Source organism: Gillisia xinjiangensis (genome assembly GCF_046298265.1).
GTDB lineage: Bacteria > Bacteroidota > Bacteroidia > Flavobacteriales > Flavobacteriaceae > Gillisia > Gillisia xinjiangensis.
Window position 1 is genome coordinate 190829 of sequence record NZ_JBKAHK010000001.1, and the last position, 18683, is coordinate 209511.

At 40.4% G+C, this 18683-nt stretch carries 20 protein-coding genes; 7 read left to right on the forward strand and 13 right to left on the reverse strand.

Annotated elements, in window-relative coordinates:
- Nucleotides 1–162 precede the first annotated feature (162 nt).
- The 3 genes from ACKGJN_RS00845 to ACKGJN_RS00855 all read right to left on the reverse strand — a co-directional run bounded on the left by ACKGJN_RS00845 (nucleotide 163) and on the right by ACKGJN_RS00855 (nucleotide 3607).
- On the reverse strand, nucleotides 163–525 hold the full coding sequence (locus tag ACKGJN_RS00845; RefSeq protein ID WP_409537523.1) for an endonuclease domain-containing protein: 363 nt from the start codon (nucleotides 523–525) through the stop codon (nucleotides 163–165).
- Nucleotides 526–858: 333 nt separating this feature from the next.
- Nucleotides 859–2487: an ATP-dependent DNA ligase gene (locus ACKGJN_RS00850; protein ID WP_409537524.1), complete on the reverse strand. Its 1629-nt coding sequence runs from the start codon at nucleotides 2485–2487 to the stop codon at nucleotides 859–861.
- A 37-nt stretch (nucleotides 2488–2524) separates the two neighbouring features.
- Entirely contained in the window at nucleotides 2525–3607 is a 1083-nt protein-coding gene (locus ACKGJN_RS00855) for a ligase-associated DNA damage response exonuclease (protein ID WP_409537525.1), read from the reverse strand.
- A 167-nt stretch (nucleotides 3608–3774) separates the two neighbouring features.
- Between ACKGJN_RS00855 and ACKGJN_RS00860 the strand changes: the two genes are divergently transcribed.
- Nucleotides 3775–4200, forward strand: a complete 426-nt coding sequence (locus tag ACKGJN_RS00860) for a TerB family tellurite resistance protein (RefSeq protein ID WP_409537526.1) — start codon at nucleotides 3775–3777, stop codon at nucleotides 4198–4200.
- Here ACKGJN_RS00860 and fbp read toward each other — a convergent pair whose 3' ends face one another.
- Nucleotides 4201–5211, reverse strand: coding sequence for a class 1 fructose-bisphosphatase (fbp, locus tag ACKGJN_RS00865; RefSeq protein WP_409537527.1), 1011 nt, complete (start codon nucleotides 5209–5211; stop codon nucleotides 4201–4203).
- Between the two features lie 113 nt (nucleotides 5212–5324).
- Here fbp and ACKGJN_RS00870 point away from each other — a divergent pair, with 113 nt between their 5' ends.
- The 6 genes from ACKGJN_RS00870 (at nucleotide 5325) to ACKGJN_RS00895 (ending at nucleotide 10379) form a co-directional block, all read left to right on the forward strand.
- On the forward strand, nucleotides 5325–5801 hold the full coding sequence (locus ACKGJN_RS00870; RefSeq protein ID WP_409537528.1) for a GNAT family N-acetyltransferase: 477 nt from the start codon (nucleotides 5325–5327) through the stop codon (nucleotides 5799–5801).
- 78 nt (nucleotides 5802–5879) lie between these two features.
- Nucleotides 5880–6353: a GNAT family N-acetyltransferase gene (locus ACKGJN_RS00875; protein ID WP_409537529.1), complete on the forward strand. Its 474-nt coding sequence runs from the start codon at nucleotides 5880–5882 to the stop codon at nucleotides 6351–6353.
- Entirely contained in the window at nucleotides 6354–7607 is a 1254-nt protein-coding gene (locus tag ACKGJN_RS00880) for an aspartate kinase (RefSeq protein WP_409537530.1), read from the forward strand. It begins immediately after the preceding gene.
- 38 nt (nucleotides 7608–7645) lie between these two features.
- Nucleotides 7646–9427, forward strand: a complete 1782-nt coding sequence (locus ACKGJN_RS00885) for a GNAT family N-acyltransferase (RefSeq protein ID WP_409537531.1) — start codon at nucleotides 7646–7648, stop codon at nucleotides 9425–9427.
- Nucleotides 9428–9542: 115 nt separating this feature from the next.
- Nucleotides 9543–10187, forward strand: coding sequence for an SDR family oxidoreductase (locus ACKGJN_RS00890; RefSeq protein ID WP_409537532.1), 645 nt, complete (start codon nucleotides 9543–9545; stop codon nucleotides 10185–10187).
- A gap of 3 nt (nucleotides 10188–10190) precedes the next feature.
- Nucleotides 10191–10379, forward strand: coding sequence for a YwbE family protein (locus tag ACKGJN_RS00895; protein WP_409537533.1), 189 nt, complete (start codon nucleotides 10191–10193; stop codon nucleotides 10377–10379).
- 256 nt (nucleotides 10380–10635) lie between these two features.
- On the opposite strand, the gene ACKGJN_RS00900 is transcribed toward ACKGJN_RS00895, so the two are convergent.
- From ACKGJN_RS00900 to serS, 9 genes are all read right to left on the reverse strand, one after another.
- The gene (locus ACKGJN_RS00900) at nucleotides 10636–11022 is read right to left on the reverse strand and encodes a VOC family protein (protein ID WP_409537534.1); all 387 of its coding nucleotides are present in this window, start codon (nucleotides 11020–11022) and stop codon (nucleotides 10636–10638) included.
- A 13-nt stretch (nucleotides 11023–11035) separates the two neighbouring features.
- On the reverse strand, nucleotides 11036–11425 hold the full coding sequence (locus ACKGJN_RS00905) for a hypothetical protein (protein WP_409537535.1): 390 nt from the start codon (nucleotides 11423–11425) through the stop codon (nucleotides 11036–11038).
- Complete coding sequence (locus ACKGJN_RS00910) at nucleotides 11426–12385, reverse strand: 2-hydroxyacid dehydrogenase (RefSeq protein ID WP_409537536.1); 960 nt, start codon at nucleotides 12383–12385, stop codon at nucleotides 11426–11428. It abuts the gene before it with no gap.
- Nucleotides 12386–12391: 6 nt separating this feature from the next.
- Nucleotides 12392–12757, reverse strand: coding sequence for a cupin domain-containing protein (locus ACKGJN_RS00915; RefSeq protein ID WP_409537537.1), 366 nt, complete (start codon nucleotides 12755–12757; stop codon nucleotides 12392–12394).
- 58 nt (nucleotides 12758–12815) lie between these two features.
- Nucleotides 12816–14168 carry a magnesium transporter gene (mgtE, locus tag ACKGJN_RS00920; RefSeq protein ID WP_409537538.1) on the reverse strand — a complete coding sequence of 451 codons (1353 nt, stop codon included), beginning with the start codon at nucleotides 14166–14168 and terminating at the stop codon, nucleotides 12816–12818.
- Nucleotides 14152–14988: a 16S rRNA (adenine(1518)-N(6)/adenine(1519)-N(6))-dimethyltransferase RsmA gene (rsmA, locus tag ACKGJN_RS00925; protein WP_409537539.1), complete on the reverse strand. Its 837-nt coding sequence runs from the start codon at nucleotides 14986–14988 to the stop codon at nucleotides 14152–14154. Before rsmA ends, mgtE begins: the two co-directional genes overlap by 17 nt.
- A gap of 94 nt (nucleotides 14989–15082) precedes the next feature.
- Complete coding sequence (locus ACKGJN_RS00930; protein WP_409537540.1) at nucleotides 15083–15403, reverse strand: DUF4286 family protein; 321 nt, start codon at nucleotides 15401–15403, stop codon at nucleotides 15083–15085.
- Between the two features lie 131 nt (nucleotides 15404–15534).
- Nucleotides 15535–17319 carry a tetratricopeptide repeat protein gene (locus tag ACKGJN_RS00935; RefSeq protein WP_409537541.1) on the reverse strand — a complete coding sequence of 595 codons (1785 nt, stop codon included), beginning with the start codon at nucleotides 17317–17319 and terminating at the stop codon, nucleotides 15535–15537.
- A 45-nt stretch (nucleotides 17320–17364) separates the two neighbouring features.
- Nucleotides 17365–18636: a serine--tRNA ligase gene (gene serS / locus ACKGJN_RS00940; RefSeq protein WP_409537542.1), complete on the reverse strand. Its 1272-nt coding sequence runs from the start codon at nucleotides 18634–18636 to the stop codon at nucleotides 17365–17367.
- Between the last annotated feature and the right edge of the window lie 47 nt (nucleotides 18637–18683).

The window sequence follows — 18683 nt, forward strand, 5'->3', positions numbered from 1 at the left end:
GAAAGATTCTGGTTACATAAAAACATCCTAGTACCGATTAATCCACCTTCCCTTTCAAGGGAAGGAGCCCTTTGTTTTTCTTTTTATTTTAAGTGAACGAAATTTTAAAATTCATAAAAGTTCCCCTCCTTACCAAGGAGGGGTGGCCGCAGGCCGGGGTGGTTAAACACGAAAATTATCTTTTATCTCATTCAAAACAAATTCCAAATTCTCAAAAACCATCTTATTTTCAAATCTCAGTACCTTAAACCCCATTCCATTTAAAATTTCATCCCGTTTTCTATCCTTTTCTTCTGCCAAAGGATTTAAATGAATCTCACCATCCAATTCAACAATTAATTTATCGGAAGCACAATAGAAATCAACTATAAAATTATTAATACTATGCTGCCGCCGGAATTTTCTCCCTTCAAGTTTATTGCCTTTTAACTCATTCCAAAAATAGGCTTCTGCAGGAGTCAGGTTGTTCCTTAATTCCTTTCTGAAATCTTTCAGAACTTTTTTATTGTGAATTGGTTTTTTCATTATTGTGGTTTAACCCTTCCGTCCTAATCGGTAAAATAATTCTGGTTTTATAAAAACACCTTCGTGCCGATTAATCCACCTTCCCTTGAAAAAGGGAAGGAGCCCTGTGATTTTTCGTATTATTTTAAATGAACTTAAATTTAAAATAAAATCAGAAGCTCCCCTCCTTGCCAAGGAGAGGAGACCGTAGGCCGGGGTGGCTTTAGTTACAATTTACTTCCTAAACCCTTCCATCTTAATCGGCAGAAAGATTCTGGTTACATAAAAACATCCTAGTACCGATTAATCCACCTTCCCTTTAAAGGGAAGGAGCCCTTTATTTTTTTAATTTTTTTAAAACTCCCCCTTCGGGGGCTGGGAGGCTATCAATCCCTTCAAATCTTCCAGCGTGTTGGCATCTTCAATCTTCTTATCCTGTCTCCATCTCAGGATCCTGGGGAATCTGGTGGCCACTCCGCTTTTATGCCGACTGGATTTCGCTAATCCTTCAAAAGCTATTTCAAAAACTTGATATGGCACAACGCTGCGCACAGGGCCAAAACGTTCGAGCGTGTTTTTCTTGATCCAGGCATCTACTTTTCTAAATTCGGCATCGGTCAATCCGGAATAGGCTTTGGCAAAGGTGACCAGCTCTTTCTTCTCCTCATCCCATAATCCAAAAGTATAATCGGTAAACAAATTAGTTCGCCTTCCGTGACCGCGCTTGGCATAAGTAAGTACAGCATCTATGGTAAGCGGAGCCACTTTCCACTTCCACCAGTCCCCTTTTTTCCTGCCTACCAGGTAGGGAGAGTCCAGACGCTTCAGCATCAAACCTTCCGACCTTTCCTCGCGGGCACGGGATCTTTCTGCAGCTACTTCACCCCAGTGTTGAAAGGAAATGGTTTCAGACAAATGCAGCGGGAAATCTTCGGCGGTTGCTTCTTTAGTCACATCCTCAAATAATTTTTCCAGAATTTTCCGTCTTTCCGTGTAAACGAGATCCCGGATATCCTTACCTTCCCATTCCAGTATATCATAGGTTTTTAAAATAACCGGAGTCTTTTTAAGCAGCGCTTTAGAAACGGATTTTCTACCAATACGGGTTTGCAGCTCGTTAAAAGTGCCTATAGCATTTTCAAAATAGGGCAATATCTCCCCGTCCAGCACGGTGCCATTAGGAATCGCATTTACAAAGGCTTCAAATTCCGGGTATTTATCGGTTACCAGTTCCTCGCCGCGGCTCCACACAAAAAGTTGGTCCTTGCGAATAATTACCTGGGAACGAATGCCATCCCATTTATGTTCTGCCGTCCAATCTTTTACTTCTCCCAGGGTTTCCACTTCATTTTCAACGGCGTATGCCAGGTAAAAAGGATAGGGTTTAGAGAGGTAATCTTCCTCGTTTTCTTCCAGGATCAATTGTGTAAAGGAGATTTTTTGAGGATCCCAATTCCCCATAAGTTTATATGCGAGAATATCTTCATCTAAATCGGTAGCTTTCGCAAGGGCGCGGGTCATTAACTTCTGACTTACCCCAATCCTGAAACTTCCTGTAATAAGTTTGCAAAAAACAAAGCGCTCGTAGTAATTGAGAGCCTTCCAGTTTTCAAAGAGATATTGTTTTTTTTCCTCATCAGGTTTAGTTCTTAATTCGATCATCTCCTCAAGAAACTGTGTGAGTGTTTTTTCCGAATTGGTTTCAGAAGCAGGTATTACCAAGGCAATAGTTTCAGCGAGATCACCAACAATGTGATAGGATTCTTCGAACAACCACAGCGGAATGTTCCCTAACTCAGAAGCCCAGATTCTTAACAGGGTAGTGTTGACCGGCCGTTTGGGACGGCGGTGTGATAAAATTGCGATAGCCCAAACCTTGTCTTTATCTTGAGCCAGTCTAAAATATTCGGTAAGTGCCGCTACCTTCAGCGTGGTTTTATTGGTGCTGTCCAGGGTTCTTATAAGTTCTGCAAAATTTCTCATAGGCCCTTCCCCGGCCCTCCCAATAAGGGAGGGAGTTTTATTTATTTATAATTTTGTTTGATTCTACTTTGATATTCACCTTTTCTTCATCTGGTAAAAGATCATCAACGCTCTCTACCTTGCTTTCCAATTCGCCCATTTCGCCTTCATATTGGGTTTCTTCTGTTCTTGCATCATAACCTTGCTCATTTAAATACCGGGAAAGAATCTCGGTATACCCGTGGGTGCAGATCACTTTTTCACAACCTGTTGATTTTATAGAAGACAACAACCCCTGCCAGTCACAATGATCGGACATGACAAAGCCTTTGTCGATGGCCCTTCTCTTTCTGGCGCCTCTAAAAGTCATCCATCCGCTTGCTGAAGCAGTTACATATGGCACCATTTTTTTAATCCAGGGAGTTCCGTGAGCACTTGGAGGTGCCAGCACAATATTCCCTTTTAATTCCACTTTTTTGGTTTCACGCGTAATCCTGATTGTTGGAGGCATAACTATAAGAGGTCTCACCACCTCGGTCATATTCTCAATTGCACCATGGGTGTAGATTTTTCCTATAGATGGATCCAGATGTTTTAATAATCTTTGAGCTTTTCCCAGGGAATATCCAAAAAGGACAGAGGTTCTCCCGTCCTCCTTATTTTTTTGCCACCACTCGTTTATTTCGATTATTACCTGCTTCTGAGGAAGCCACTTAAAGGCTGGAAGCCCAAAGGTACATTCCGTAATAAATGTATTACACTTCACAACTTCATAGGGAACCGCAACACCATCATCTTCGGTTTTATAATCTCCCGAGAAAACCCAAACCTCTCCTTTATATTCCACCCGAACTTGAGAAGATCCTATGATGTGTCCGGCGGGATGCAATGAAAAAGTAACCCCGTTGATGCTAAAAGTTTCATTCCAGGCTTTTCCGGCTACCTCAATTTCCCCAAGCCTGTGCCTGATAATTGGTACGTTGCTGTGATGCGTAATATATTTTTTATGACCCCAGCGGGAATGATCGGCATGTCCGTGAGAGATTATGGCTTTATCAACAGGCTTCCACGGATCGAGATAAACACCAGCCTGGGCGCAGTAGATCCCATTTTCATTAAATGCCAGGAGAGGAGCGTTCATTTAAATTTTTATTATAGCATAAAATTAAAGAAATTTAGCAGGTATTATTTAGCGATTAAGAAAAGATTAGCGAATGTAGAATGCCGGTTTAATAAGGAAATAAGCACACAACAATTAGACTATAAATAGACAGGTTTTATTATATTTGCGCATTAAAAAAACATACCATGTCAATTTCAGATCTTTATGGCTCCGGAGAGCATTTGCGTAATTTAGGACACTTTGCCTCGATTGTCCATTTAGCTGCAGTAGATGGAGCTATTAATGCAGAGGAACAAATCGCCCTTGAGCGATTTGCAAGAAAACTGAATATCTCTGAGGATGAATTCAAAAAAGTTCTTGAAAATCCTGCAATATTCCCTATTCATCCAAACAACACCTATCAGGGCCGTCTGGAAAGATTATATGACCTGTTCACCATAATTTTTTCTGATCATCAAATTGATGATGAAGAAATCTATCTCCTGAAAAGATATGTTATAGGATTAGGATTTTCTTCTGTTCTTGCTGAAACTATTATCAAAAGGTCTATTCAAATTTTTAGCGGAAAGATAAACTTCGAGGATTACCAATATCTGGTAGATAAAAAATAATTATTCCTCATAGTTTGACATAAATTCTTCGGCTTTCTCTACCATTTTTTTGCTTCCGCAGAAGAAAGGAGCTCGCTGGTGAAGTTCATTTGGCTTGATGTCCATGATTCTGCGAAAACCATCTGAAGCTTTCCCGCCAGCCTGTTCCACTATATAAGCCATAGGATTGCATTCATACAACAAACGGAGTTTTCCATTGGTAGCTTTTGAACTTTTTGGATAGATAAATATCCCGCCTTTAATCATATTCCTGTGTATATCGCTCACCATTGAGCCAATATATCTGGAAGTATATGGACGATCCTCCTTCTCTTCCTGGCAATATTTGATATAATCTTTCACTCCCTGTGGAAAATGCACATAATTCCCTTCATTGATAGAGTAAATATTTCCGGTTTCAGGAAAGTTCATTTCCGGGTGGGAAAGATACCAGGATCCCAATGCGGGGTTCAACGTGAAGCCATTAACTCCATTTCCCGTTGTATAAACCAGCATCGTGGAAGTACCATATATGATATATCCTGCTGCAACCTGTTTATTCCCGGGCTGTAAAAAGTCTTCTTTTGTAACAGGTGAGCCCACTGGGGTTACCCTTCTGTAAATTGAAAAAATAGTACCTACAGATACGTTCACATCTATGTTCGAACTTCCGTCCAGCGGATCAATAAGCACAACATATTTATTTTTATGATCATTATCGCAACCAGCAATAGTGATAAAATCGTCATTTTCTTCGGAAGCAATTCCGCAAACGATCTCCCTGTTTGTAAGTGTCCGTATAAAGGTTTCATTCGCCATAACATCCAGCTTTTGCTGGTCTTCCCCCTGGATATTGGTTTCTCCGAAGTTTCCAATAATATCTACCAGACCGGCTTTGTTAACCTCGTGGTTCACCACTTTTGCCGCCAGGCGAATAGAGTTTATCAACCTTGACAATTCCCCCGAGGAATAAGCAAAATCCTGCTGATTTTCAATTATAAATTCCCCCAGGGTTTGATTCTTTTTCGGCATTATAAATTTTTAAATTAGATTGGGCAAAAATATTCAAATTAATAAGGTACTACAACGTTTTCGTAATTAATATGTGCCTAAGGTTTCTTATTTTTGAAATAATTAACATTCTTATGAACTATACAATTCGAAACGCAGAAAAATCTGATCTTCCTGAAATCCTCAATCTTATTAAGGAACTGGCAAAATTTGAAAATGAGCCCGATGCCGTGGAGGTAGATATAAAGGAACTGGAAGAAGAGGGCTTTGGCCCTAAGGCTTTGTTTACCTGCTTTGTGGCAGAAGTAGACGAAAAAATTGAGGGGATGGCGCTGGTCTATTTCAGGTATTCCACCTGGAAAGGACGCACCGTCCATTTGGAAGATCTCATTGTACGGGAAGCAATGCGCGGTACCGGCCTTGGAAGTGCCCTATACAAGAGAGTGATTGAATACGCCCGGGAACAAGGTGTGAAAAGAACAGAATGGGTTGTTCTGGACTGGAATACACCCGCCATCGATTTTTACAAACGCAGCGGCGCCAGTGTATTTACCGATTGGTATACCGTACAAATGGACGAAAAATCGATGAAGAAATTCCTGGAGAAATAGATCAGGCCGGATCATTAGTACCTGAATATACCCGTTTTAGAAAATCTATCGCTAAATTTGTGGAAAACCAGAAAAACTATGGAATTTACAATTAGAGAAGCTGAAAGAAAAGATATGCCGGCAGTTTTAGAACTTATAAAGGAACTTGCCGCTTATGAAAATGCTTTAGACCAGGTAGAAATCGATGTTGCCCATCTTGAAAAGGAAGGCTTCGATGAAAAAAACTTCAAATGTTTTGTGGCCGATGTGAACGGGAAAATTGAAGGTTTGGCACTGGTTTACTTCCGGTTCTCAACCTGGAAAGGAAGAACTGTCCACCTGGAAGACCTCATCGTACGGGAAAAAATGCGGGGTACCGGTCTTGGCGGTGCACTTTATCAACGAGTCGTGCAGTATGGCCATGATAATGATGTAAAGCGGGTTGAATGGGTAGTTTCTGAAGGCAACAAAAATGCCATCGAATTCTATGAAAATACCGGTGCCGATATCAAGAAAAACTGGTATACCGTGCATATGGATGAAACAGGGATCCAGAAAAACATCAAAAAATAAATGGAGATATTTAAATTCGGAGGAGCCTCTGTAAAGGATGCTGCTTCGGTAAAAAATGTTCTCAGCGTACTTCAAAAAACTGGGTATAAAGATAAGGTCATTGTAGTTTCGGCTATGGGTAAAATGACCAACGCCTTCGAAATTGTAATTGCCGAATATCTTCAAACCCGAAAGGCTCCCCTGGAGTTACTTTCAGAAGTAAAGGAATTTCATCTTGAGATCGCCCGCGGATTATTTGAATCGGCCTCTGCCCCTGTTTTCAAAATGATAGATGACCTCTTTGAGGAACTTATCAATTTCATGGACCATAATAAATCCATTCAGTATGATTTTGTATACGATCAAATTGTGTGTTATGGCGAACTGGTTTCCTCTAAAATTTTAAGCGAATTTCTAAAGTCTCAATCCCTTGAACATTCCTGGCTGGATGCCCGTAAATTGATAAAAACAGACAGTACATATCGCGATGCTACCGTAAACTGGGAAGAAACCCAACAAAATATTTCCAGCCAGCTAAAACACGGTGAATTATACTTAACCCAGGGTTTCATAGCCTCCGATGCCAATAATTTCAGCACAACCCTGGGAAGGGAAGGGAGTGATTATACGGCAGCCATCCTGGCCTATTGCCTTAATGCTGAGAAAGTGATTATCTGGAAAGATGTACCCGGCGTTTTAAATGCAGATCCCCGGGTATTTGAAAATCCGCAATTGTTGAACCAGATCTCCTATGAAGAGGCTATTGAACTGGCCTTTTACGGAGCCTCCGTGATTCATCCTAAAACACTGCAACCATTACAGCGTAAGGAGATTCCCCTGTTTGTGAAATCCTTTATAGATCCCGAAGGTGCGGGTACTTCTGTTAGCAAAGGCCAAACTTTGATCCCGGCAATCCCCTGTTTTATCGTAAAGAAAAATCAGGTACTTATCTCTCTTTCCTCCCTGGATTTTTCATTTATGGTAGAAGAAAATATCAGCGAGATCTTTAGACTGTTTCATCAGTATCAAATGAAGGTGGATCTAATTCAAAATTCAGCCATTAGCTTCGCAGTTTGTGTTGATAACCGGTTTAACAATCTGGAAAAACTCATTCAGCATTTAAAAGCGCGGTTTAAAGTGAGCTTTATTACAGGTGTTTCCCTGTACACAATCCGGCATTTTGATGAAACCGCTATAAAGACTTTGGAAAAAGATAAAGAGGTGTTGCTTAAACAGGTGATGCAAAATACTGTGCAACTGGTAACTGTGGCTTAAAAATATCGTTTATTTGTTTTCAATCAAACCTAACCAAAATGGGAATTGTAACTGCAAAGGAAGTCGCCAAGGTCATGAACCTGGAAAAATTAGGCCCCATTGGCACATCCATTGGATGGATTGTTTTACACAGCACAAAACTTTCAACCATCAATAAGGAATACGATAAGCGCAAAAATTTAGATGGAATTGAATTCATAAATTCTATTTTAAAGAGCTTTGAGATAGATTTTGAAATTTCGGAAAAGGACCTGAAGCGAATTCCTAAAACAGGACCCTTTATTGTAATTGCAAATCATCCTCTGGGTGGGATAGACGGAATGATCCTGATGAAAATCTTTCTTGAACAACGCCCGGATTTCAAGATGATAGCAAACTTTTTACTGCATAGGCTGGATCCCTTAAAACCTTATATTATGCCTGTGAATCCTTTTGAAAATCACAAGGAAGCGATGTCTAGTTTGGGAGGCATCAAACAGGCCCTTTCACATCTAAGCGAAGGCGGTGCTCTTGGAATTTTTCCGGCCGGAGAGGTTTCTACCTATAAGGACCAGCGAATGATTGTGGATAAAGCCTGGGAACCTTCGGCCATGAAACTTATTCAGAAAGCAAACGTCCCTGTTGTCCCTGTTTATTTTCATGGAAAAAACAGCACTTTTTTCTACAGACTGTCCGGGTTAAGCGATGTGTTGCGCACCGCAAAACTTCCCAGCGAAATGCTTTCCCAGAAAAAGCGTAAAATTAAGGTGCGAATAGGACATGTGATCTCTGCTGAAGATCTTTCAGCGCATTCCAATCTGGAAGCATTTACTGCTTTTTTACGCCGAAAAACCTATATGCTGGCCAACTCCTTTGAAAAGAAAAGTTTTTTTAAGGGATTGCCAAAAAGCATGAAATTTTCAAAAGCCCCAGAGGAAATAATTGGTCAAACCGATGAATCTTCAATGGAACAGGAAGTAGAAACCTGCAGAATGCTTGACAAACGCCTGTTGGAAAGCAAAAATTATGAGGTGTTTTTAGCCAAAAAAGAAATCATCCCAAATATTGTTTCGGAAATAGGAAGATTGAGGGAGATCACATTCAGGGAGATTGGGGAAGGCACAAATTTGGCTACAGATCTTGATAAATTTGATGATTATTATTATCATTTATTCTTGTGGGATAAAGATGCCAAAAAAATTGCCGGCGCCTACAGAATGGGAATGGGGAACGAAATTTTTAAAAAGTACGGAATCGATGGTTTTTACCTTCAGGATCTGTTTCGGTTTGAATCCGAGTTATACCCCATGATGAGCCAATCTATTGAAATGGGACGCGCGTTTATAATAAAGGAATATCAGCAGCGGCCAATGCCCCTTTTTCTGCTTTGGAAAGGAATTGTTCATTGCACCCTGCGTTTTCCCGAACATAAATACCTGATTGGCGGAGTAAGCATCAGCAATAAATTTTCAAACTTCTCGAAATCATTGATGATCGAGTTTATGAAATCCAATTATTACGATCCGTATGTTGCGCAATATATCAAGCCTAAAAAGGAATTTAAAGTGAAGCTGAAGGATGCCGATAAGGATTTTGTCTTTGATGAAAGCAAGGCCAATCTGAATAAATTTGACAAAATAATAGACGAAATAGAACCGGATGGACTTCGGTTGCCGGTTCTTATCAAAAAGTACATCAAACAGAATGCCCGGGTAGTAGCTTTTAATGTTGATCCTTTATTTAACGACGCCATAGATGGACTTATGTACATTAGAATTGCCGATCTTCCCGAAAGCACAGTAAAACCTGTTATGGAAGAACTCCAGAAAGAACTCGAATAAATCCAGGGTTTTAAAACCCTGTAAACTTTTTCTATTTCTGTTAATTTCAAGTTATACCGGGTATTGAATTGGGAAAGGCTTAAATTCATTCTTATCTTGGAAAAAAAGTAAAAAAATGGAAAAGATCTTAATTGTAGGAGCAAGCGGAAATACCGGAAAAAGAGTGATAGAGATCCTTAGTAATTCCCAAAGTTTTGAACCTGTTGCGATGATTCGCAAAGAGGAACAAAAGGAAATTTTTGATGATATGGATGTGAAGTGGGTTCACGCCGATTTGGGAGAGAAGGTAGATCACGCCCTTAAAGGAATTGATAAAGTGATATTTGCCGCAGGTTCCGGAGGGAATACAGGCGCTGATAAAACCATTGCAATAGATCAGGATGGAGCTATAAAAATGATAGATGCCGCTAAAAAAGCAAAGGTGAAAAAGTTTGTAATGCTGAGCTCCATGGGAGCCGACGAGCCTTCAAAACATAAGAAACTTGAGGTTTACCTGAAAGCAAAGAAAAATGCAGATGAACATCTTCGTGAAAGCGGACTGGATTATACCATTCTTCGACCAGGCGCACTTACAGATGATATGGGATTGGCCAAAGTAAAACTGGCTGAAAAGCTAAATGAAGCAGGAGAAATCTCCAGGGATGATGTTGCATTTCTTTTGGTGATGAGCCTTGCAGATCCTTTGGTAAAGAACAAAACCATTGAAGCCATTGAAGGAAAAGAGTCCATTAAATCGGCTATTATTGAAGCCAGCAGGTAAGCGATGAAGCCATTAAGAAAAGATTTGACACCAGGGACCAATGTAATGATCATTCAGAAAAATGATCAGCGCAGTGGAGTGCTTACAGAAGGTATCGTGGCCAATATTTTAACAAAATCCCCATCTCATCCTCACGGAATAAAAGTCAGGTTGGAAACAGGAGAAGTTGGTCGTGTTCAAAAACTTGCTTAAAGTGTTATCAACTATTATCTAAAAAGGGCTGAAATTTTATAAATTTCAGCCCTTTTTAGATTCGACATTCCGGGGTTGTTTTGTCATTCTAACGAGCTTTTGGGTGAGTAAGAATCTTTTGATAATATGATGATCTGTTTGAAATGTTTTCTGTTTATTGCCTTTCAAACATAATCCATCCAATGAAAGCGCAGGATTCTTCACTTCGTTCAGAATGACATTTCTAAGTTGTTTTATCATACTTCAAAGAAAACCCCTACAAAAATGCCTTGTCGTTTGGTTCCCAAAGCTCGATTTTATTTCCTTCGAGATCAACGATCCAACCGAATTTCCCTTCTTCAGCTCGTTGGATTTCATCCATTACAGTGACTCCCTCAGCTTTAAGGGTTTCAAGCAATTCCTCAAGGTTTTCGACCCGAAAATTCATCATAAAGTCCTTTTTAGAAGGCTCAAAATGTTTCGTCTTTTCATGGAAAGGACTCCATTGCGTGGAACAATCATTTCCATCTTTATCCTTCCACCAAAATGTGCAACCCCATTGATCTGTATTTAAACCAAGATGTTTATTGTACCAGTCCTTTACCGCATTGGGGTCTTTGCTTTTAAAAAATACGCCACCAATGCCCGTTACCCTGTTTTTCATAATTGCTGTTTTTCTACTTATTGCTTCGCATCTTTCTTCGTATCAATATATAAAAAAATGCAAGGGAGATCAGGAATATTCCCAACCAGCTTTTCAGGGTTGCTTTTAAAAAGAATGGCATTTTAAACAGATAGAGTTCCATCGCACTGTATTTATTTAAAACATCGTTAAACGTGAGACCTCCACCCGGGCTAAGGATTTCGGTTCCTTCGGGAGATAGAAATATCACCTGGTCTATATAAATCTCATTATTTTCAATGAGGTTCCCGGAAGTGTTTAAATAGCGAAATGTTCCAAAATGCTGCCAGAGAAACGTGAAAAACACCCCGGCTAATATTGATATAACAAGCAATTTAACAATGCTTCCCTTTTTCAGTTTTTTCAAATTTTCCAGAGCCTTCATCTATATTTTCTTTTCAGCAAAATTTCCAAACTCCGCAATGATCTTTTGCGCGATGGTAGTGGCAAGTTTTTCGTGAGATTCTATGGTCCAACCGGCAACATGCGGACTGAAGATAACATTTTCCAAAAACATTAGTTCCTGTAAGGGTTCCGGCACGTGATTTTCGGCAAAGAGATTTTCAAATGAAGATTTTTCATATTCCAGAACATCCAGTCCTGCCCCCAGGATCTTTCCTTCTATCATTGCCGAAACCAGATCTTCTGTCACAACACTTTTCCCCCGGGCTGTATTGATAAACCAGAAGGGATTTTTAAATCCGTTGATAAAATCAGCATCGATCATTTTATTGGTTTCTGGAGTCCAGGGCGTATGCAAACTTACCACATCCACCTGTTCTTTAAACACATCCAGATTCACCTGTTTCGCATTTTCATCTCCCACTCCTTCTTTAATATCGTAACATAAAACCCTGACATCAAAACCTCGCAATTTTTTGGCAAAGGCTTTTCCCATATTCCCGTAGCCTATTATGCCAACCGTTTTCCCGTCCAGTTCTATTCCTCGATTGGCTTCCCTGTTCCAAAATCCTTTGTGAACTTCCCTGTCGGCTTTATTTAATTTATTGAATAAAGACAGTAACATTCCCAGGCTGTGTTCTGCAACAGCATTTCTGTTGCCTTCCGGTGCAGAAAAAAGCGCAATTCCCCTTTTTCGGGCATAATCCACATCGATACTTTCCAGTCCCGCTCCTACCCTTGCTATAAACTTCAGATTAGGGGCTGCGTCCAGAAAGTTTTTATCGATATCAAACCGGCTTCTAATCACCAATCCCTCGAACAAATGTTGATCTTTCAGAATATCGTCCATACTCCTGTGGTAAGCCTCGATATTTTGATACCCGGCCAGCTCCAGTTGTTGGATCAATAATGGATGATTGCTGTCTGCGTGAAGAATGGTCATAAAAAATTAGATTTTGGGATAATGCGCCACGGTTAAGGAATCCTGAATGTTTCCGGTATGTTGTGTGCTTAATTTTTCAAAAAGCATGATATGCACCTCTTCTTCATTTTTGGTCATTGGGCAGTGTTTTACCCCTTTTGGAACCACAAGGATCTCTCCTTGGTTTATAACTTCTGTTTTGTTTTCAAACTGCATATAAAGCGTGCCTTTCAAAACCTGGAAAAGTTCATCTTCCTCTTCGTGAAGATGCCAAACAAATTCCCCTTTTACTTTAGCCAGCAATACCTGCATATCATTTACAACCGCGATTTGATGCGGATGCCAATATTTGCTGAAACTTTTTAATTTTTGCTTTGGATTTATGGAGTTCATACTGAATTTTTAAAAGAATAAATTGAAAATTGATCTTTCCCTTGCCCTTCTGAAATTGCTAAAATCCGAGGATTATTTTAGCGATGGAGAAATAGATCAAAATTCCGCAAATATCGTTGCTGGTTGTTATAAAAGGTCCGGTAGCCATCGCAGGATCTATACCCTGTTTATCCAGGATAATAGGAACAAAAGTACCTATAAGCGAAGCTATTACAATCACCGAAATTAATGAGATCCCAATTGTAATCCCAAAAAGCCAGTCAAAACCAAGTAAAAATGTACCTCCAACGGCCAGAATGATCGCCAATACAACCCCATTGAAAAGACTTAGGGCTATTTCCTTCAACAAACGTTTTAACAAAGAACCTTTCAAACTGTTATTTGCGAGTCCCTGTAATATAATCGCAGAAGACTGCACTCCTACATTCCCTGCCATCGCCGCGATTAAAGGCACAAAAAAGAACAAGGCCGCGTGTTCCTGCATCGCCGCATCAAAAGTTCCTAAAACGGTAACACTTATAAATCCCCCAAAAAGGGCCAATATAAGCCACGGAAGCCGGGCACGGGTGAGTCTCCAAATACTGTCATCGGCCTCCACATCTTCAGAAATACCTGCTGCCATCTGGTAATCTTTTTCAGCTTCATCTTTTATAAAATCCACAATATCATCAATCGTGATCCGGCCTACCAAACGGTTCATTTCATCTACCACAGGAATTGCCTCGAGGTCATATTTTTGCATTATCTGGGCAACCTCTTCTCCGGGAGCATTAACATTTACAAAATCCACTTTTGGAATATAGATGTCCTGAATATGGGCGTCACTTGGTGCGGTAATAAGATCTTTTAGAGAGAGCCTGCCCTTCAGTTTGTTTTTACCGTCCACTACATAAATTGAATGTACCCGGGTCACATTTTCAGCCTGGGCGCGCATTTCAGCCATACAGCCAGTCACGCTCCAGTTCTCATTTACCTTTACAAGTTCCTTTGCCATCAATCCCCCGGCAGAATCTTCATCATACCGAAGCAGTTCCACAATGTTATCGGCATGTTCCTCATCGATAATCTGGGCGATAACCTTTTGCTGCCTTTCTTCCGATAATTCTGAAATAATATCGGCAGCATCATCGGTGTCCATTTCCTCCAGCTCCTCGGCAATCTCCTTGGCCGAAAGATTTTCCAGGATGCGTTCCCGGACTCCCTCTTCCAGCTCCATTAAAGCTTCGGCAGTTTTTACGCTGTCCAGTAACTTTATGATATAAGTAGCCTCATCCAGATCCAGTTCAGAGATAATTTCGGCTATATCTGCCGGGTGAACATCTTCCAGGGTCAGATTTAATTCCTTATCGTTTTTTTGCTGAATAAGGACCTCGATCTTCTGGATTAATTCATCGCTAAGTTGAAATTGCATACGGCTGAATTTTTAAGGTCAAATCTATAAATGCTTCCGTGCTTAGTTGCTCCGGACGTTGGCCAAAGATAGCATCTTCCCTTAAATTATCCGGTAATTGAAAGATTTTTAAACTATTTCGAAGGGTTTTGCGGCGTTGCTGAAAAGCGGTTTTCACAACCCTGAAGAAAAGTGCCTCATCACAGGGAAGATCATAATTCTCCTTTCGTTTTAGGCGAATTACGCCACTCTCCACTTTTGGGGGCGGAATAAAAACCGAAGGGTCCACAGTAAATAAATATGTGATATCATAAAAAGCCTGTGCCAGGACGGAAAGTATTCCGTAGGTTTTATTTCCATGGGAAGCCGCGATACGTTGCGCAACCTCTTTTTGGAACATCCCGGCAAATTCAGGAATTAACTCCCTGTTTTCAAGTGTTTTAAAAACGATTTGAGTGGAAATATTATATGGGAAATTCCCTATGATCGCGAAGGATTCCCCGTTGAAGATCGAGGGAATGTCGTATTTTAAAAAATCTGCTTCGAGAATATTTCCCTCAAGATCTGGAAAGTTTTCTTTAAGATAAGCCACGCTGTCCCAGTCTATTTCAATGACTTTAAGGTCAATATCTTTTTTGATTAGATATTTGGTTAAAACCCCGGTTCCCGGACCTATTTCCAGCACGTTTTCATATCCAGAGTAAGTAAGCGAATCTGATATCTTCACAGCAGTAGGTTCATCTTTAAGAAAATGTTGTCCCAGGTGCTTCTTTGCCCTTACTTTGCCATCCCCCGGGGTTTGGTGCTTAAAAGAAAAATTCTTTTGATTGCTCTTCTTCATTTTATTTTTTTATTGCGCTCCTTCTGTCAAAAGAAGTGGTGATGGAAAAATAGAGAATTGTTGTTTACAGGTCGGTTTGAAGGTCTTCCTGTTTCTAATTTTCAGCGTGTGCCTCATTAACAACCTGCATCTCTGTTCTGAAGGCGACAAATTTTCCCTCAAAAGGCTTTGTTTTCGACCTCAATAAAGCTGCGTTTTCATCGTAATAACGCTGCAGCATTTCCTTGTTTGTGGTGGTATATTGAACAGAATAAGTCATTCCACCCATCTCTTCCTGCACCATAACCCGCGTCATTAAAGCCTTGGTGAATTTTCCGGTGTTAAGCATTTCCGGGATATGCTCTGTCCTCATCCATTCCACCCACTCTTCGTGAACATCTTCCTGTATGTTGATCGTTACGTTGTATATATACATAATGTTGTTTTGAAATTTTTCCCCGGAAACAGGAAATTAATTTATTTATGTTCTTTATAATTTTGATTCGGAAAGTTTGAAGTCTTTAAAGCTATAATCCTTCCTGAAAAATCCCTGCAAAAGTAAGAGTTCTATTCTATTGCGTCACCTCTTAACATTCTAAAATTTTTCCTGGACTCAACAAAATAAATACTGGCAGGAAAATTAAAAATGATCTGCTCATAATAATCCCGTGCTTTTTCGGGTTGATCGAGTTTATTTCTGTACAATTCGGCGAGCTGAAAAGTCGCATTATCAGCTAAAATATCATTAGGATAAAATTCCAGAATTTTCAAATAATTTTTTTCAGCTTTTGCAAATTCCCCTTCATCTTCAAATAATAACGCCTGTTTCAGCAAGGCTTCATCTTCAATTTTTTCGCCTTTATGATTGGCTATAATTTCATCCAGAATGGCAATTCCTTCCTGATTCTTTTTCTGAAAGGATAAAAAATCGGCTTTTGCGTAGAGCTTTAAAGCGGTTTGCGTGGAATCCTCAAGCGTATTTTCGCTTATTAGCAAACTCAGTTCCATCGCATCATTTGCTATAAGCTGGGTTGTAGAAGCCTTTAGCACATCCAGCTGTGTTTTTGCCCATTCAAAATCCCCCTTAAAATAACTGGTTTGCGCCACTTTGAACCGCGCTTTTTGGGAGATTTCATCATTTTTTACAAGATTCTGGATCTGGGAATAATAAATAAGCGCCTTATTGAATTTTTGATCCAGCACAAGAATATCTGCCAGGGCCATTTTTACCGCTGCCTTTTGAAAATTAGTAACCACCCGTTCTGAAAGATTTTGTAACAGCTCTATCCCCTGCCCGATCTTTCCAATTTTAAAGGCCAGGAAATTAGCGTGATCTATTTGAATTGAAAGTGTTTCAGGCCCGGTCCCAAATTCCTGAAACAAGGCTTCAAAATTCTTTTCGATTCCGGAATACTCTTTTGAAGTTGCTGTTTCCACCTGCATGCTTAGCAATAATTGCCTCGCCTGCAAAAGGATGTTTTCTGAAGGGGTTTCAGCAATTATAAATTCCACTATCGATTTTGCAGTTTCTATATCCCCTTCAGCTTTGGAAATCACCGTAAGCTGAATAATGCGTTGAAGATCATGGTCTCCACGCTTGTAGACCGCTTTTTCCTGTGCAAATGCTTTTTGAAATTCTTTTTGCTGAATAAAAAGCCAGGCCAGCATTTCGTTGTACAGAATGAGCGGATTTTTTTGCGATCGCTGAAGCAATAATTTCCGAAGGGCCGTATTTGCGGGATTGGAAGCATCTTCCAGGATGTACCTATCGAATTCCCTAACAAGATTGGCACTAATTTCAGGTTCCTTTTCTATAAGATCAAGATAGGAACTGAACATTTTCTCCAGCTTTCCCTGCTCCCCGTAGATCCTGGCAAGGGGCAACTGAAATTTCATTTCCGGGTTGAGTTCCAGGCCTTTTTGATAAGCTTCTGCCGCGTAATCCAGCAGGCTATATTTTTCAAAAGTCCGTGCTACGGTATAGGTATAATTGGGTTTTTCATTTAAAACCGCGAGGGCCTCGAGGTAATATTCCTGCGCCTGTTCCTGCTTTTGCTGTAAAGCTGCATTATGACCCAACTCTATTAAAACAGTAGGATTTACGGCGTTTCGGTTTAGTCTTGACAGCAACAAACCTTCCGCTGAAGCGAAATCTTCCAATTGCTGATGAGCCGTGATCACCCCGTCAAAAAAATTGCCATTCCCGGGATTTTCCTTTAAAAGTTCCTGATAAACCTTTAGCGCTTTTTCATACTGCCCCTGATCCAGATAATTCTGCGCAATTTGTTCCGACTGGGCATAGAGCCCAAAACCGGAAAGAAAAAACACGAGTATGAAAGCTAAACAACGCATTTTGTAAAGATAACAAAATACGTTGTTCAGATCCTTTTTTGAAGGTTAATCTATACGGTCAAAACCTGTATATTTCACCAAAACCTCGGGAATCATAATCCCCTCCGGGCTTTGATAATTTTCCAGGATCCCGGCAAGTACACGTGGTAAAGCCAATGCACTTCCGTTTAAGGTATGAAGCAATTGCTTGTTTCCATCCTTGTCTTTATATCTTAGTTTTAGCCTGTTTGTTTGGAAGGTCTCAAAATTGGAGACAGAACTTATTTCCAGCCATCGATCCTGAGCGGTGGAGAACACTTCAAAATCATAGGTGAGCGCAGAAGTAAATCCGAGATCGCCTCCACATAATTTTAAAATACGGTAGGGCAATTTCAATTCCTGGAGTAAATTCTTAATGTGATCTACCATTCCATCCAAAGCGGCATAGGAATTTTCGGGTTTTTCAATACGTACCAGTTCAACTTTATCAAATTGATGCAAGCGGTTCAGGCCACGAACGTGCGCCCCGTAGGAACCTGCTTCCCTTCGGAAACAAGGCGTATATCCGGTACAGGCCACCGGAAGATCAGCTTCCTGGAGTATCTCCCCGCGAAACATATTGGTAAGCGGCACCTCGGCAGTCGGGATCAAATAAAGATCATCTTCTGTAACATGGTACATTTGCCCTTCCTTATCCGGCAATTGCCCGGTTCCAAAGCCAGAAGCTTCATTCACCATCAATGGTAACTGATATTCATTATATCCGCTTTCTGCAGCTTTATCGAGAAAATAGGTGATCAGGGCTCGTTGCAACCTGGCTCCCTTTCCTTTATAAATTGGAAATCCGGCGCCTGTGACCTTATTTCCAAGTTCAAAATCTATAATATCGTATTTTTTCGCAAGTTCCCAGTGAGGAAGGGAACCTTCAGCCAAAACAGGAATATCGCCCTCGTTGTAGATCTCTTCATTATCCTCTTCAGAAGTTCCTGCAGGAACAATTTCATTGGGAACATTGGGAATGGTGTATAATAACTTCTCCAAATTGCCAACAGTGGCACTGAGTTCTTCTGAAAGATCTCTGGAAGCATCCTTAAGCTGAGCCGATTTTTCTTTTAAAAGAGTGGCTTTCTGATGTTCGCCGGTTTTAAAAAGCAATCCAATCTCTTTGGAAAGCTGATTTGCTTCGGCCAGGGTATCATCTAATTTTGTTTGTGTGGAGCGGCGATCTTCATCAAGTTGCAACACCTGGTTTAAAATGCTTTCGCCCTCAAAATTCCGCTTCTTCAAGGCTTGAATGTATGCCTCTTTATGCGTTCGTATATTGCTTACCTGTAACATTTGGCCTGTAGATTTTTAATAAGCAGCAAATGTAACAAAAGCCCGTA